The organism is Treponema putidum, assembly GCF_024401155.1.
In the GTDB taxonomy this organism is placed as follows: domain Bacteria; phylum Spirochaetota; class Spirochaetia; order Treponematales; family Treponemataceae; genus Treponema_B; species Treponema_B putidum.
On sequence record NZ_CP038804.1, the window covers coordinates 970,377 to 985,248 of the forward strand.

The 14,872-nt window shown below is 33.7% G+C and carries 15 protein-coding genes; 10 read left to right on the top strand and 5 right to left on the bottom strand.

The annotated features are described in order from the left end of the window. The first annotated feature begins 75 nt into the window (after positions 1-75). Complete coding sequence (locus E4N74_RS04610) at positions 76-1,158, top strand: s-methyl-5-thioribose-1-phosphate isomerase (RefSeq protein WP_044979266.1); 1,083 nt, start codon at positions 76-78, stop codon at positions 1,156-1,158. Here E4N74_RS04610 and E4N74_RS04615 read toward each other — a convergent pair. The 5 genes from E4N74_RS04615 to E4N74_RS04635 all read right to left on the bottom strand — a co-directional run bounded on the left by E4N74_RS04615 (position 1,148) and on the right by E4N74_RS04635 (position 5,781). Beyond that, positions 1,148-2,050 carry a hypothetical protein gene (locus tag E4N74_RS04615; protein ID WP_255806339.1) on the bottom strand — a complete coding sequence of 301 codons (903 nt, stop codon included), beginning with the start codon at positions 2,048-2,050 and terminating at the stop codon, positions 1,148-1,150. The genes E4N74_RS04610 and E4N74_RS04615 overlap by 11 nt on opposite strands. Before the next feature lie 196 nt (positions 2,051-2,246). Beyond that, complete coding sequence (locus E4N74_RS04620; protein WP_255819093.1) at positions 2,247-3,287, bottom strand: OmpL47-type beta-barrel domain-containing protein; 1,041 nt, start codon at positions 3,285-3,287, stop codon at positions 2,247-2,249. A gap of 38 nt (positions 3,288-3,325) precedes the next feature. Next, complete coding sequence (locus tag E4N74_RS04625; RefSeq protein ID WP_255806340.1) at positions 3,326-3,832, bottom strand: OmpA family protein; 507 nt, start codon at positions 3,830-3,832, stop codon at positions 3,326-3,328. Between the two features lie 115 nt (positions 3,833-3,947). Next, positions 3,948-5,288, bottom strand: a complete 1,341-nt coding sequence (gene dnaB, locus E4N74_RS04630) for a replicative DNA helicase (protein WP_044979270.1) — start codon at positions 5,286-5,288, stop codon at positions 3,948-3,950. A gap of 64 nt (positions 5,289-5,352) precedes the next feature. Next, on the bottom strand, positions 5,353-5,781 hold the full coding sequence (locus E4N74_RS04635; protein ID WP_255806341.1) for a DUF2141 domain-containing protein: 429 nt from the start codon (positions 5,779-5,781) through the stop codon (positions 5,353-5,355). A gap of 572 nt (positions 5,782-6,353) precedes the next feature. Between E4N74_RS04635 and E4N74_RS04640 the strand changes: the two genes are divergently transcribed. The 9 genes from E4N74_RS04640 to nusB all read left to right on the top strand — a co-directional run bounded on the left by E4N74_RS04640 (position 6,354) and on the right by nusB (position 14,867). Next, positions 6,354-7,052 carry a RipA family octameric membrane protein gene (locus E4N74_RS04640; protein ID WP_255819095.1) on the top strand — a complete coding sequence of 233 codons (699 nt, stop codon included), beginning with the start codon at positions 6,354-6,356 and terminating at the stop codon, positions 7,050-7,052. A 30-nt stretch (positions 7,053-7,082) separates the two neighbouring features. Then, positions 7,083-7,814, top strand: coding sequence for a DUF2628 domain-containing protein (locus E4N74_RS04645; protein ID WP_255819097.1), 732 nt, complete (start codon positions 7,083-7,085; stop codon positions 7,812-7,814). Next, complete coding sequence (locus E4N74_RS04650; RefSeq protein WP_255819099.1) at positions 7,814-8,782, top strand: zinc ribbon domain-containing protein; 969 nt, start codon at positions 7,814-7,816, stop codon at positions 8,780-8,782. The genes E4N74_RS04645 and E4N74_RS04650 overlap by 1 nt, the downstream gene beginning before the upstream one ends. Next, positions 8,782-9,447 (top strand): DUF2628 domain-containing protein, encoded by a 666-nt coding sequence (locus E4N74_RS04655; RefSeq protein ID WP_255819101.1) that lies wholly within the window; start codon positions 8,782-8,784, stop codon positions 9,445-9,447. Before E4N74_RS04650 ends, E4N74_RS04655 begins: the two co-directional genes overlap by 1 nt. 16 nt (positions 9,448-9,463) lie before the next feature. After that, entirely contained in the window at positions 9,464-9,814 is a 351-nt protein-coding gene (locus E4N74_RS04660; RefSeq protein ID WP_255819103.1) for a hypothetical protein, read from the top strand. Positions 9,815-9,871: 57 nt separating this feature from the next. Next, the gene (locus E4N74_RS04665) at positions 9,872-11,221 is read left to right on the top strand and encodes a TolB family protein (protein WP_002669291.1); all 1,350 of its coding nucleotides are present in this window, start codon (positions 9,872-9,874) and stop codon (positions 11,219-11,221) included. A 208-nt stretch (positions 11,222-11,429) separates the two neighbouring features. Beyond that, positions 11,430-13,232 (top strand): alanine--tRNA ligase, encoded by a 1,803-nt coding sequence (locus tag E4N74_RS04670; protein WP_255806351.1) that lies wholly within the window; start codon positions 11,430-11,432, stop codon positions 13,230-13,232. 125 nt (positions 13,233-13,357) lie between these two features. Further along, positions 13,358-14,434, top strand: coding sequence for an MOSP complex formation periplasmic protein, TDE1658 family (locus E4N74_RS04675; RefSeq protein ID WP_044979801.1), 1,077 nt, complete (start codon positions 13,358-13,360; stop codon positions 14,432-14,434). A gap of 13 nt (positions 14,435-14,447) precedes the next feature. Continuing rightward, positions 14,448-14,867 carry a transcription antitermination factor NusB gene (nusB, locus tag E4N74_RS04680; RefSeq protein WP_255819104.1) on the top strand — a complete coding sequence of 140 codons (420 nt, stop codon included), beginning with the start codon at positions 14,448-14,450 and terminating at the stop codon, positions 14,865-14,867. Positions 14,868-14,872: the final 5 nt, after the last annotated feature.

Genomic DNA, 14,872 nt, shown 5'->3' on the forward strand with positions numbered 1-14,872 from the left:
AAATGCTTATACTATTTAAACAAATTAGTGTAAAATTTATAAATAAAACGGGAAAAATCGGTAAAATACTTAAAAATGCGAGAAGATTATAACTTAGGCTTTATTTTGCAATATGAAAATGTTGCTTGGTTTGATGAAGAATGCGGAGAGGTACGTATTTTAGACAGGCGTATTTATCCGGCGAAAACGGAATTTTGCATATGTAAAACATATGTGGAAGTTGCAAAGGCCATTTCCGATATGGTAACCCAAAGCGGCGGGCCCTTTGCAGCGGCAGGTATGGGTATGGCCCTTGCTGCATATCAAGGCAAAAACCTTTCAAAGGTGGAGTATCTTAATTTTATGAAAGATGCGGCATATGCTTTATCCCATGTCCGTCCTACAACAAGCAAGGCAATGCAGCTTATTACCGGAGAATCCTTGAACCTCTTTGAAATTCTGATAAAAGATGGAACATCTTCAAGTGACATCATAAAGGCCTTAAAACAAAATGCCGTAGAACAAAACAATGTCAGGTATAAAAAAAATACGACTGCCGGCTCTTTTTTTGCTGATTTGGTTCCTGACGGCTCTTCAATTTTAACCCAATGTTTTGGAGAGACTACAGTCGGCGGATATTTACGAAAGTTTAATGAAACTAGAAAACGTATCAAGGTTTTTTGTGCCGAAACCCGTCCATATTTTCAAGGAGCCCGTTTGACAGCTTCTTTGGTTTATGATATGGGATTTGATACAACAGTCATTACCGACAATATGATAGCCCTTTTAATGAGCGAAAAAAAAATTAACTTTTGTGTTTCAGCTTCGGATGTTATAACCCTAGACGGTTCTATTATCAATAAGATAGGAACTCTTCAAATTGCTATAGCTGCAAATTACTTTGGTATTCCTTATTATGCAATAGGCTTTCCCGATAAAAACTATGCTTCTGCAAAAGAAGTAAAAATCGAATATAGGAATCCTGAAGAGGCTCTTTATGCTATGGGAAAAAGAACTGCAATTTTATCGGACGATTTTAGATACGATTGTAAATCTGAAAATAAGAGCGGTTCAATCTCGGGACTTTATCCTGCATTTGATATTACGCCTTTTTCATTATGTACAGGAATTATAACGGATAAAGGTTTTTTCAAACCCATTGTAAGCCCTATAGTTTAAATATAAAACTGATTGCAACGGACTCAAAAAACATGTCGATATTCTTTTTTGAGTTGATTATTTTTTGAGTAAAATGTGCTTCATCTTTGTAATTATAATAGATTGGCGCCGTTTTCCATACTGCTTGTAGTTTTATGCGTGTTTTTTCTGAGGCTTTAAAAAAAAGCTCATTTTTTAATTCAAATGTCCATAATTTTTCAGCTTTATTTTTTGCATAAGGCAAGGGTTTATATAAGTTTTTATAGGTTATAAGCTCTATTATTATTGTGTTTAAATAAAGAGGTATATTGTATTCAATGGAATAATATCCTTTATATATAGTTCCATTTCTATTTTCTCCTAAATCATTATTAAAAAACCAAAACGTTTCTGCCTTTGATGGTAAAAGAGCCCTGTAATTTATAATATGCCCTGTTTTTAAGATTAAATTTGACCATTTACTTTTTATTTTTGAGCTTAGATCAAAATACAGTTCAAGCCCGCCTTGAAAACTAAAAAACAGCTTTGAAAAATACAAAGGCTTTATAACTTGTAAATCATTGATATTTTGATTTTCTGCAACACCGTAAAAATTTAAGCTAGGGTAGGCCCAGCCTGTTCCAAAAGCCGTATTTGCAATAAAATTTAAGCAGGGTACATAGGCTAATTTAAAATTGAAGGAACATAAAATATTTGCCGGTTTCAATGAGGCCTTAAACCCAAGTTCGGTATATTTTGAATCCATATTTGGTCTATAAAATTTTAAAAAGTGAGATATTGAAACATTAAAATTTAAGGGATAGTTTAACTCTGTTTCAATTTCCGTTTTTGTTTTGTTTAAATCGGTATTTCCAAAAATATATGAAAAGTTTATGAGAAGTAAAATTGTTAAACATATTTTTTTGAGCTTCATAATCTTAGCTTTAGTCTAAATTATTTAAAGCTGTCTGTCAATTGATTAAAAATATGCATGTGCAAAATAAAAAGCCGAAGTAGTAAAGTTTTTCACTTTGGAAAAGTTACTTACTTCGGCCGTTTTGTTTTACCGATAAGTATCTCTATTAGCCGGTTATATTGGAAGCCGATTAATAGGAGATGCCTCTATTTTTTTACTCGGCATCTGCTGAGGTTGTGGCTGGGAGAAGATTCCCCGACCTGTCGATTATGTCAACCTCCGAGTTAGGTGTAATCTGATCAACATAGAATGTGTACATAACAGGATCAGAAACATTGCCTACATTATCGATAGCCTTAACTTCAATTTTGTAAACTGCATTTTGTGTAAATTTGATAGGTTCTACATATTTAGTATAGTCTCCATCGTTTACTTTTACATAAATTGCATCAACACCTGAAAGTTCATCTTTTGCCGTAAATGAAACGGTTTCGCTTGTAGAAACAATAACTCTGCCTTCTTCATCGACGACATTTTCGCTGGGGAATATCATATATTCCTCATCTTTGTTGATAAGTCGGTTTGAATTTGCAAGGCTTACAACAGGAGCAGTCTTGTCAATAGTAACTGAAACTACCTTAATGGGGGAAAGGTTTCCTACATTGTCAATGGCTGTATAATAAAGATTTACAGGCCCTTCACTATCTAATGAAACATAGGTTTGTTCGGACTCTTTTCCGTTTCCGGAAAGTTTGAGAGAATTCAGATCAGTGCCCATGTAAGCTGCTGCTACACCTGATCCGCCTAATATGTCGGCTGCGGAAACATACCATTTTGTATTTGATGAGCAGTAAAGTACTACGCCGTCATTATACAACGGTTCTGTTGTTTTAATCATTGCATCAGGAGCTGTGTTATCTACAATTACGGAAAAAGTTTTGGGTAATTCCAAGTTTCCGCTATTGTCAAATCCTCTATATGAAATATCATATTTTCCTTCTTCAAGAAGCTGGAAGGGGTTTTTATATCTCATAAAGGCTGCTCCATTCAAAGCAAATTCTACAAAGTCAAGACCTGTTTCCTTGTCTTGTGATCTAAGCTTAAAAAATACGTCACTATTTATGTAATTTGTTCCTTCCTCAACATAGTGAATCGCAGGGCGTACATAATCGGTTCCTACAATAGAAGGAGCTTGAGCCCAAGCCGAAACAACTAAAAGTGAACATACAGCTACAAAAAAAATTTTTTTAATCATTAGTTACCTCCAAAATGATTTTTTTAATCTCATAGTGTTTATTTAACACTGTGAATTTCTACTCTGCGGTTCTTAAAACGGTCAGTAATTTCCGAGTGCGTACTTGCAGGTTCGCGAGCTCCCTTACCTTCGACAGTTATACCGTTCGCATCAAATAGTCCCATTGTTTGAAAATAGTTTGCAACAGCAATAGCACGCTGTAAGGCAATACGATCTTCGTCCTTTTGCGAGTCAAGTTTTGCACTATGACCTGAAATAACGATTTTCTTTACCCCTCGGGCTTTAAGATCATCCGCTATTTCTTTTAGTTTTTGTGCAGTAAACTGATCGATTTGATAGGCTTGCGGTGCAAAATATATAACATACGATGCATCATCGGATATAACTTTTTGTTCCGCTTTCTTATCAGGTTCTTCCTTTACTGATTCTTGTTGTTGAATTTTTTCCATTTCATCCGGTTTTTCTTCTTTTTGCTTAGGAGCAGATTTACAGGAAAATAGAAAAGCAACAACAAACAGCAAAAGTAATAGTCTTACTTTTTTCAAAGAAACCTCCTTAAAATAATAATCTTAGGTATATTATCCGATTTTTTCCGTTAATAGTCAAGGTTCTTTTATAATTTTAAGTGAATTTAGTAAATCTTTAAGTGAATTTAGTAAATCATTTTTCTTTGGCTTCCGTAACAAATGTTGTGTATTGCGGCAAAAATAAAAGAGAAACCGTCCCTATGGGGCCGTTCCTTTGTTTTGCTAAAATAAGCTCGGTAGGGATAGGTTTTGCTTCATCTTCGCTTGTTTCGACTCTTTCACGGTGTAAAAACATAACGACATCCGCATCCTGTTCAAGAGAACCTGACTCTCTTATATCGGCAAGGCCGGGTTTTTTCCCTTCAGCATCTCTTGTCAGCTGAGATAGGGCTACTACCGGAATATTCAGCTCTCTTGCAAGGCTTTTTAGAGATCTGGAAATTTCGGCAATCTGTTCATGACGTTGTTGTATAGAAGCATTTTCGCCCGTTATAAGCGTAATGTAGTCTATGAAGATAATTCTGACATTATACGGAGGACTGCAAAGCTGGCGGGCTATAGCCCTTAAATCCAAAAGCTTCATATTAGGCATATCTACAAGATAAAAGGGCGCTTCATATAAGGCACCGCAGGTTTCCGAAACCTTGGTAAAATCCCGTGCTGTGAGGTTTGCAGACCTTATTCTATTGGAATTTATTTTGGAACGGGAGGCTATCAAGCGTTGTACCAGCTGCATATCCGACATTTCAAGGGAAAAAAAGGCTGTGGGGATTTTTTCATCAATAGCGATGTGAGCTGCCATGGTCATTGCAAGGGCTGTTTTTCCTACGGAAGGACGGGCTCCTATGATAATGAACTCTGAATTCTGAAAGCCGTAGGTCATATTGTCTAAATTAGCGAAGCCTGATGGAACTCCAGTATATTCTCCCTTGCGTTCATGCATTTTCTCTAAAACTTCCAGTGTCGGCATTATAACTTCTGCAAGGGATTTAAAAGTAGCCGAATTTCCTGCTTCGGTTAGATCAAAAATGCTCTTTTGTGCTTCTTCCAAGACTGTTCGGCTTGATATGCTGTCATCAAAGACATCTGCAGAAATTTTATTTGAAACCTTCAGTAAGTTTCTTCTTATTGCGGCTTCCAATACCATCTTTGCATAGAATTCAAAATTGGCAGAGCTGGGAACCTCATCCGTCAAAGATGCTATGTATCCTGCCCCTCCGACAGAATCCAATTCATTTGTAGAGCGGAGATAGTCTGTCAATATTAAAATATCTGCCTTTTGGGAGCGTGTGTCTAATTCAGCAATAGCGTTATATATCTTCTGGTGTTGGGGAGAATAAAAAGCCCCTGCATCTAAGATCGGCCTTACAAAGGTAAAGACATCAGGATCGATCAAAATAGCTCCCAGAACAGCCTTTTCAGCTTCTATATTGTTAGGCGGAATCTTATTTTTTAAATTTTTTACACTATCCATACATCCCTCTCAAGAGAGGGCATTTTAACAGATAGTAAGATTAAAATCTAGCCTAAAGAAGCCGTTAAATTTTAAAAAGTTTAATATCTATGCTTTTATCTTCTTTAATTTCTATTTTTAGCTTGTTAAATCCTCCGGGTCTTCCGCCCTTATGGTTGCCGTATCCTACGGGTTCCTTAGGCATGCCTAAAAAGTTTCTATCCAGCTTGTCGTTTTCGTTAATGTCTTGATAAACAAAAAAAACATATTCTCCCTGAGGAAGTTTTTCCGTTATTGTCATATCCTTACCGTCTATTTGAATGCTTACCGTCTTTAAAGGCTCTTTTTTCTTAAAAGATTGTGCATCTTGATAGATACTCAAAAATAGCTTTCCTTCGATAGTTTCGATGTTGGTAATATTAAGAGTAACCTCAAATTCGGGCTTTGTTTCTTCCGAATATAGGCTTGTAAAAACCGCAAAAAGAATTGTAAAAATAAAAATAATTTTTTTCATCAGATTTTCTCCAGTACCTTTCTATTCGGCATTGCCGTAAAAAATCTTTACCATGATTTTGGATTAGGGAAGTTTGAACCATATTTTGTTTTGTAAAAATTTTTAGTTTTTTAAGATTGACAAGTTTAAGGTTTTAAGTTATAATTTTCCTTAATGAACAAAAGGGGTAAAAATATTTTTTTAAAAAATTCTCAGAAAACAGCTCATAACCTATTGACAAGATTTTATGAGTCTGGTATAATGTTAAGTTTTCTTACCTCCCCCCTGGCCCCGATAAACTTAAATAATTCGGGTTATCCTTTTACTTTAAATCTTTATTCGACAACTAAAACAAGACATATATTTACCAAGCTTGAAAATTGTTTGCTTGTTGTTTTTATGTATATTTATTTTAACTTAAAAGCCTGTACAAATTTATTTTGTACGGGCTTTTTGTGTTTTGATAGAATTATTAAACGAGGAGGGTATAGAAAGATGATTGTGATTTATGATGATGTTTATTGCTAAAAATATCATTTATTGTAAAAATGTGTTAACTTATATTTTATAAAATAAAAGGAGTTTTGTAAGTTATGAAAAATGAAAAAGATAAACCTAATGCAATGGATGTTTATAATTTTTTATGGCGCGGCAGGGATATTGAACTTGCACATATATGGCATAGATCTATTTTTTTTGCAGTTTTTATTATGGGAATAACAAGCATATATGCAATATATTTTAAAGATATTTTTATATATCAATTTGTAAAAAAGGATTCGTTTGACTGTACGGCTCCAATGCTGGTGTTTGGTCTTATTCCGATAATAATTACTGCTATAGGCATTATATTTTCCATTCTATGGATTATGATGGCAAAAGGTTCTAAAGCGTGGTATGAAATATATGAGGATAGTATTGCAAAAATAAGCGATATTGATGTTTTCTGGGACCATCAAAGTATTAAAAATATATATGGCGACAGCATTAAAGAATTGATATTTGGTAAATTATCATTAAAAAAAGAAACTAAATGTGATAAATGCTTATTTTCAACAAACGGAGGTCCATTTTCTGTTTCTAAAATAAATATCATGATAGGAATTGTTCTTTTAATTTTATACATAGGGCTGTTTATTTTTCATGCAGGGTGGCTCATGTATTTATATTCATATAATCATATTGAAATATTTGATTGTATATGCTTTATCATAAGTTGTTTTATTAGTGTTGGAAGCATTTGTTTTATTTGTTGTTGTATCACAAAGAAAGTTTCTTCGTCTTATTTTTAAATAAGCAATGTACATAAGGAGAATATCATTATGAAAAAATTTGATATATATACTAATCGTTTAGGAAATTGCGTTGCAGTTAAAGTTTCTTCCGGAGAATTTTCAGCCGGTGCTTTTTTCTTTACATGGATTTGGGCTTTTATTAATAAGTTATACAAACAAGCCATTATTTGTTTGCTTTATATAACTGTAATCCAAGTTATAATTTATATAGTTACTTATGATAATATACATAATAGTATATATGATAATGCCGGAAAAATGATTCTTATAGGATTTTTTAATTTGATTGCCTCCATTTTTTTTGGCTCTGTAGGCAATACTTTGATAAAATCTAATTTACAAAAAAGAGGTTATAAATTTGAAGTAACCATATTTGCAGAAAATAAAGAACAGGCTATTCTCCTTTTTAAAAGCGGTAAATATGAGGCGGTTCCTGAAGAAAATCCTGATACTTCAAATTCGGAAGATAAGCCTAATGAAAATCCTCCTACCATAGAATATAAAGAATGTCCTTTTTGCTGCGAAAAAATAGAAAAAAATGCCCTTGTTTGTAATTATTGTAATGCAAGTCTTGTGCCTGAAAAGACAGAAAAGCAGGAAAATATAGCAGTACAGAATATTCCTGTTACCGAAGAAATAAAGGAAAGCAAATATAAATTATGTCCTTACTGCGGTGAGGAAATTAAAAAAATTGCAATAAAGTGTAGATATTGCGGAAGTGATTTAGAAAATACAAATTCATTAAATAAGGAGTTATAATGAAAAATTATTCTATTTATGTTAATCCCATAGGGGATTGTGTTGCCGTAAAAAACGGTTGGTCTTGGCCTGCGTTTTTTTTACGAGGATTTTGGGCTACCTATGAATCTTTATCTCCTATTTATATTGTATTAGGTTTTATAGATTTTATTCTATTTGCGAACTATCATTGGTTACACCATTTTTTTAATGCAAAATTTAATATGCATCTAGGTGTTAATGAAGATATATATATGAGTAGTCTTATCTTTACGCTTTATATTGTAATTTTAATTGTTTTTTTAAAAAAACAAGAAATAATTTTAGAAAAAAGCTCAGTTTATAAAAATAAATTTTCTTTTGGAAATATTATAAATTCCATATCATTCATACTTGGTATAATGCTATTGATTAAAGTTATTCCTGTGATTATTTATATAAACTTAGCTCCCCATATTTCAGAGAAAGTTTTCGAAATTCGAGATTTAATATGCTTAATTTCAATTGTAAGTTTACCGGTTATTTTCGGATTCAGCGGAAATTTATGGATTAAGAAAACTTATTTAAACAGTGGTTATAATTTTAACTGTATGGTTTTGGCAGAAGATGAAAATACAGCTATTTTGGAATTTAGAAAAAATAACTCAAGTGATGAATCTACAAAGCAAAATGTGAATCAATCTTTTGTAGTTAATAAAACACTTGATGTAAACTCTCCTGCCGTAGAATATAAAGAATGTCCTTTTTGCTGCGAAAAAATAGAAAAAAATGCACTTGTATGTAATCATTGCAACACAAGTCTTGTACCTGAAAAGACAGAAATGAAAGAAAGCATAACAGTACAGAATGTTCCTGTTACCGAAGAAATAAAGGAAAGCGAATATAAATTATGTCCTTACTGCGGTGAGGAAATTAAAAAAATTGCAATAAAATGCAGATATTGCGGAAGTGATTTAGAAAATACAAATTCATTAAATAAGGAGTTATAATGAAAAATTATTCTATTTATGTTAATCCCATTGGGGATTGTGTTGCCGTAAAAAACGGTTGGTCTTGGCCTGCGTTTTTTTTAACTTGGATGTGGGCTTGTTATAAAAAATTACCTGCCCCTGCAATTATTGGGATTTTAATCGAAATTTTTGTTAAGTTTATACTTCCGTTTAATATAGATGCTGTTGATGCAGGTGTTGCTCTATTTATGTTCAATTTAATTATGCCGATAGTTTTCGGTGCTGCCGGAAACGGATGGGTAAAAGCCAGGCTAATAAGCAAAGGCTACAGTATTGAAGGAAGTGTATCTGCTGCAAGTTTGGAAGGTGCTGTTTTAGTTTTTAAAACTGGAAATCAGCAAGATAATAATTATTCTTCAATAGTAAATGTTGTAACACCTCAAGTTTCAATTCCTGTTCAAAATGAAGGAGAATATAAATCATGTCCTTACTGCGGAGAAAATATAAAGAAATCCGCTATTAAATGCCGGTTTTGCAATGCCTCATTGCAGGAACCTCAAATACAAAATGATGTATCTGTACAAAAGATAGAATATGCTGTTGTAGAAAAACAAGAAGAAAACAAATTATGTCCTTTTTGCGGTGAGGAAATAAAAAAAGCTGCAATAAAATGCCGCTATTGTCATAGCAATCTAAACAGTTAAAATAGGCGGTAAAAAAATGAAAATAAAAAATCCTCGTTTTATAATACAAGAGATAGTAATATTTATAGGGTTTGTCTTGTTTTACTATAGTCTTTCGATGATTGGAATTATGCTGATGATCTTAGGAGGCTTAATAGGACTGCTTTTTATTTTTTCCGATAATAGGCATTTTAACAAGATTAGTTCTGCAATAAAATTAGTTGTAAGTATTATATTGTCTATCATTGCTATTTATTTTATTCATGAAAAAGGGTGGAACAACTTGGAAGGGATTGTAGGAAGTCTTGTTTTCATGGTTCCTTGTATATTCTGTATGATGATCCGGTTCTTTATTGAAGATGAGGGGACTAAGGACGGTTTTGAATAAAATTAAAAAGAATATGTTGAATTTAATTTTTATAATTACAGCAAACGGAGGTATAAAATGAAAAAAATTATTTTATCTTGTTTGGTTGGTTTATGTCTGGTATTAAGTATTGGATGTAAAGAAAAGAGTTTTAGTATTGATGTTTCCGGAAAGGATATTGTTAGTATCGGTATAGGAAATAATAATAAAGTATGGTATGTATATAAAGTAGCGGAAAATAAAGATGCTAAATTTTTTTGTGTTTTTACTGATTCAAAAGGGGAAACAAAAGAATTTGGTCCATATAATTTTTTTATAGACGAAACTCTTTTTGGTTCTATAGTTTATGAAAATAATTTTTATAAAAATACATGGTCTATTATATCTGATGGACAAGAGTATACAAGTATTTTGGATAATGGACTACCCGATATTAAAAACAACAATTATGAGACAGCATATATTATTAAGGTTTCTCCGATAGAATATTATATACTGTTTAATGGAAAAAATATCGGCCCTTATGAAGATATAAGATCGTTAAAAATTTCTCCTGATGGTAACCATATAGCATATGTTGCAAAGACTGATGGTAAATATCGTATAGGATATGATGATGAATTATGGATGATGTATGAAGCTTCTGATGTTTACCTATATGCCGACGATGGTTTTTCACTTTTGCAATTTTCTCACGATGGTAAAAAATTGGCTTATTCGGTAAAAAAAGATGACAAAAATTTTCTTTTTGTCGGCGGTAGATTCATACCGATAAAAACAGGAGCCTATAATTTAGTTTTTTCTCCGGATGATAAAAATATTGCATTTACGACAGATATTGATAAAAAATCAGTCTTATTTATATCTTCACTTTCTACTGATAAAACTAAGCGTATAAATGAAGCTGAATTCATTTTCGGTGTGAAATTTTCACATGATGGTAAAGATTTAACTTATACTAATAAAGAAAATGGTCGTTATCATATATTGACTGAAAAAAATAAATTCGGTTCTTACGATAAAGCTTATCGGTCGTTTTTTTTATCTGATAATACTAGTTTAGCTTATATAGCAAAAATAAATAATCAAGTTTATGTATTCAATGGCAATCAAAAAATAGGACCATATAAAGATGTCGCTGACCTTGTTTTTTCAAAATACGCTAAGAGTATTGCTTATTCATATACAAACGGCTCTGGTGTTTATTTAGTATATGACAACAAAGAATTCGGTCCGTATAATAATGTGTTGGATATGAAATTTTCACCTGATGGTAATGTGTTAGCCTATAAAATATTAAAAGAAAACTCATTAATCTCTTGTATAGTAATAAATGGCATGTCTTATATAGGCGGTATATATAATAATAAGGTTGTATACCTAAAAGACGATAAAATCATAATCAAACCTAAGCAATCCTTATTTTAAACCTCGTCCTCTTTGACCTTCACTCAAAAGTAGAGGCTATATCAAGAAAATAAATTGTCTTTGCATAGCTTGCCGATTTTCGGCAAGCTCTTTGCCTCCCTTGTATGGTTTTAGTACATTGTAAAATAAATGCTCTGACAAAAAATCAATCAAATATCAATCAAAAGGTAATTGACAATTTCTTTTTTATTCCTTAAAATGTTTCCCTATGAATAAAAATATTACGATTGATGAACTGCGCTCAAAATATATAGACTTTTTTAAAAGCAAGGGGCATGTGGAAATTTCGGGGAGGTCTCTTATTCCTGAAAATGACCCCACGGTTTTATTTACGACTGCCGGTATGCATCCTCTTGTCCCATATTTGATGGGAGAACCTCATCCTGCGGGAACCCGTTTAACCGATGTGCAAAAATGTGTGCGTACGGGCGATATAGATGATGTCGGGGATGCTTCTCACTTGACTTTTTTTGAAATGCTTGGAAATTGGTCTTTAGGAGATTATTTTAAAAAAGAATCAATCGCCTATAGCTTCGAATTTTTAACGGACGAAAAATATTTAGGGATTCCTATAGATAAACTTTCCTTTACGGTCTTTGAAGGAAATGAAGATGCTCCCCGTGATGAAGAATCGGCTTCTATTTGGGAAAGTTTGGGCGTTTCCAAGGATAGAATTTTCTTTTTACCAAAAGAAGATAACTGGTGGGGCCCTGCCGGTGAAACAGGCCCATGCGGTCCCGATACGGAAATTTTTATAGATACGGGAAAACCTGCCTGCGGTTCAAATTGCCGCCCCGGCTGTAACTGCGGCAAATATGTAGAGATATGGAACAATGTTTTTATGCAATACAATAAAAACAAAGACGGCTCTTATTCTCCATTAAAAAGAAAATGCGTAGATACGGGAATGGGAGTCGAGCGAACAGTCGCCATGCTTCAAGGAAAACCTTCCGTCTATAATACCGAAGCCTTTACCTCAATTATAAAATCTATCGAAGACATAAGCGGCGTAAAATACGGTGATAACGAAAAAACCGATATATCTATCAGAATTATTGCCGACCATATCAGAACGGCCTGCTTTATCTTAGGAGACCCTAAAACTACGCTTCCGTCAAATATAGGGGCAGGCTATGTTTTAAGAAGGCTTATCAGGCGGGCGGTAAGGCACGGCAAAAAACTCGGCATAGACGGCAACTTTTTATCCGTTCCTGCTTCTGCTGTCATTGCTCAAAATGCAGGCTTTTATACCGAACTAAAAGAAAACGAAACCCTAATTTTAACGGAACTTAAGGCCGAAGAGGATAAATTCCTTGAAACCTTAAAAAAAGGCGAGGCAGAATTCGAAAAAATGCTTCCGAACCTTTTAAAAAATCCTAAAAAGATTATTCCGGGAAGAATGGCCTTTAAACTCTATGATACCTACGGCTTTCCTATAGAACTAACGGAAGAACTTGCCTCCGAATCCGGTTTAACCGTAAATAGAGAAGAATTCGATGAAGCTTTTAAAAAGCATCAGGAGCTATCAAGGGCAGGAAGCGAACAGGTATTTAAGGGCGGGCTTGCCGATCATTCCGAACAGACAACGGCCTATCATACGGCTACCCACCTGTTGCACAAGGCTTTAAGAATGGTTCTAGGCGATCATGTTCATCAAAAGGGCTCGAATATAACAGCTGAAAGGCTCCGTTTCGATTTTTCGCATCCTGAGCCCATGACAGAGGTCGAAAAAAAAGAGGTTGAAAGGCTTGTAAATGAGGCTATTAAGGCCGATTTGCCTGTAACTATGGAAGTTATGCCGTTGGAAGAGGCAAAAAAAATAGGTGCTATGGCTCTTTTTGGCGAAAAATATGAAGATATTGTTAAAGTATACAAAATAGGAGATTTTTCAATAGAAGTATGCGGAGGTCCTCATGTTGAAAGAACCGGTTCTTTAGGCCGTTTTTCTATTAAAAAAGAACAGTCTTCTTCTTCTGGGGTTAGGCGTATAAGGGCTGTACTTGAACATTAAATGTAACCTATAGCAAGGCAAGTTAAATGTAACTTATTGCCGTAGAATTTGTTAATATGGCAAAGTTCGGCTTTGCCTTCTTTGAAAATATAATCCGTGTTTACGACGGAATAGACGAGGGAAAAATGAAAAAGAAAGTATTTATTGTAGTTATGTTGGTTGGGTTTTTAGGGCTTTTGACTGCCCAAAATGATTTACAGGTAATTGCGCAGGTAAACCTGTCAAAAAAGGAACCTATCACTCTGGGGCAGCTTAAAAAGCTTGTAAAATTTGCCGAATCTCAAGGCGGAAATGTAGCTACAAATAGCGATAAAAAACTTGTTTTGGAAAGCTTGATGAGAACCAAGCTTTTAGTTCAAGCTGCCGAAAAGGAAAATATCAAGGTTACGAATTCTCAAGTAGATGCAGCTTTTAATGAAGCCCTTTCCTCAATAGTAAAATATCCTATAACAGAGAGTGAATTCACAAAGCTGATCAAGCAACAAGAAAATATTTCTCTTGATGAGTTTATAAAAAAGCTGACGGGTAATAATGTAGAAGAAATAAAAAAGATTATAAAAGACAACTTGATAATCCAAAATTATATAACTTCAAAAAATCAAGCAGAAATTGTAAGAATGGCAACTCCTACCGATGCTCAAATACGTGCATATTATGAAATGAAAAAGGGCGAATTAGTGCGTCCAGATATGGTGAAAATGCTTTTTGTTGCCGTTAAAAAAGAAGGCAAAGACAAGGAAGAAATTGATAAAATTAATGAATTATATAACAAGGTAAAAAAGAATATAAAAGAGATTGCTAACATCAAAAAGAATGCCGAATCGGGTAATTATGTTGCTCAAGAAGGCTACATACCTAAAACAGCAGAGGGAGCTCAGTTTTTAAATGCATCTACGGAAGCCTTAATGGAAATTTTTTCAAAAGATGTAAACTATATATTCGATATTCAAGAGAGGGCCGATAGCAGGCAGTTTTTTGTTATAACCGAAAAACTTGATGCGAAAATTTTGACTTTAAGTGATGTCCCTGATCCATCTTCTACGGTTACTCTTTATGATCAGATAAAAAGCCTCCTATCTCAAGGACTGGCCTTAAATGCAGTTCAATCGATTATTCAAGATACATATACACGTTTGCGCACCGATGATAATTGTAAAATCTTAAAAACGGATGCGGAGCTTGATAAACTTCTTACGTGGTAATAAATAGGTTCTGATGAGTATAGGCAGAAGAAGAGGACGGATTCTCGCTTTTCAAGCTCTTGTTGCTTGGGATATGGGGGGGACCGTCCTCGATGATTTATTGACATTTTCTTGGCAGCAAAACGAAAAAGTAGAGTCAGGGCTTGAATCTGATAAATATATTTTTCCTAGAATGATGGTTTTAGGAACAATCGAAAATATAACCGAAATTGACAGGGTAATTCAGGAAAATCTGGATAACTGGGTTATAGATCGGCTTAATTCCGTTGATAAGGCTATTTTAAGATTGAGCGTTTATTCCTTTCTTTATCAAAAAGATACCCCTTCGCCGATTGTAATAGATGAAGCTATAAATTTAGCAAAAGATTTTGGAACCGATGATTCTTATAAATTTGTAAATGCGGTACTTGACAGTATTAAAAATAAGTCTTAAAATTT

What these genes read in the sequence shown, in the direction of transcription:
- E4N74_RS04665 (WP_002669291.1), top strand. Translation starts at nt 9,872, where the DNA reads ATGAAAAAAATTATTTTATCTTGTTTGGTTGGTTTATGTCTGGTATTA.
- nusB (WP_255819104.1), top strand. Translation starts at nt 14,448, where the DNA reads ATGAGTATAGGCAGAAGAAGAGGACGGATTCTCGCTTTTCAAGCTCTT.
- E4N74_RS04640 (WP_255819095.1), top strand. Translation starts at nt 6,354, where the DNA reads ATGAAAAATGAAAAAGATAAACCTAATGCAATGGATGTTTATAATTTT.
- dnaB (WP_044979270.1), bottom strand. Translation starts at nt 5,288, where the DNA reads ATGGATAGTGTAAAAAATTTAAAAAATAAGATTCCGCCTAACAATATA.
- E4N74_RS04615 (WP_255806339.1), bottom strand. Translation starts at nt 2,050, where the DNA reads ATGAAGCTCAAAAAAATATGTTTAACAATTTTACTTCTCATAAACTTT.
- E4N74_RS04670 (WP_255806351.1), top strand. Translation starts at nt 11,430, where the DNA reads ATGAATAAAAATATTACGATTGATGAACTGCGCTCAAAATATATAGAC.
- E4N74_RS04645 (WP_255819097.1), top strand. Translation starts at nt 7,083, where the DNA reads ATGAAAAAATTTGATATATATACTAATCGTTTAGGAAATTGCGTTGCA.
- E4N74_RS04620 (WP_255819093.1), bottom strand. Translation starts at nt 3,287, where the DNA reads ATGATTAAAAAAATTTTTTTTGTAGCTGTATGTTCACTTTTAGTTGTT.
- E4N74_RS04650 (WP_255819099.1), top strand. Translation starts at nt 7,814, where the DNA reads ATGAAAAATTATTCTATTTATGTTAATCCCATAGGGGATTGTGTTGCC.
- E4N74_RS04610 (WP_044979266.1), top strand. Translation starts at nt 76, where the DNA reads ATGCGAGAAGATTATAACTTAGGCTTTATTTTGCAATATGAAAATGTT.
- E4N74_RS04675 (WP_044979801.1), top strand. Translation starts at nt 13,358, where the DNA reads ATGAAAAAGAAAGTATTTATTGTAGTTATGTTGGTTGGGTTTTTAGGG.
- E4N74_RS04660 (WP_255819103.1), top strand. Translation starts at nt 9,464, where the DNA reads ATGAAAATAAAAAATCCTCGTTTTATAATACAAGAGATAGTAATATTT.
- E4N74_RS04655 (WP_255819101.1), top strand. Translation starts at nt 8,782, where the DNA reads ATGAAAAATTATTCTATTTATGTTAATCCCATTGGGGATTGTGTTGCC.
- E4N74_RS04635 (WP_255806341.1), bottom strand. Translation starts at nt 5,781, where the DNA reads ATGAAAAAAATTATTTTTATTTTTACAATTCTTTTTGCGGTTTTTACA.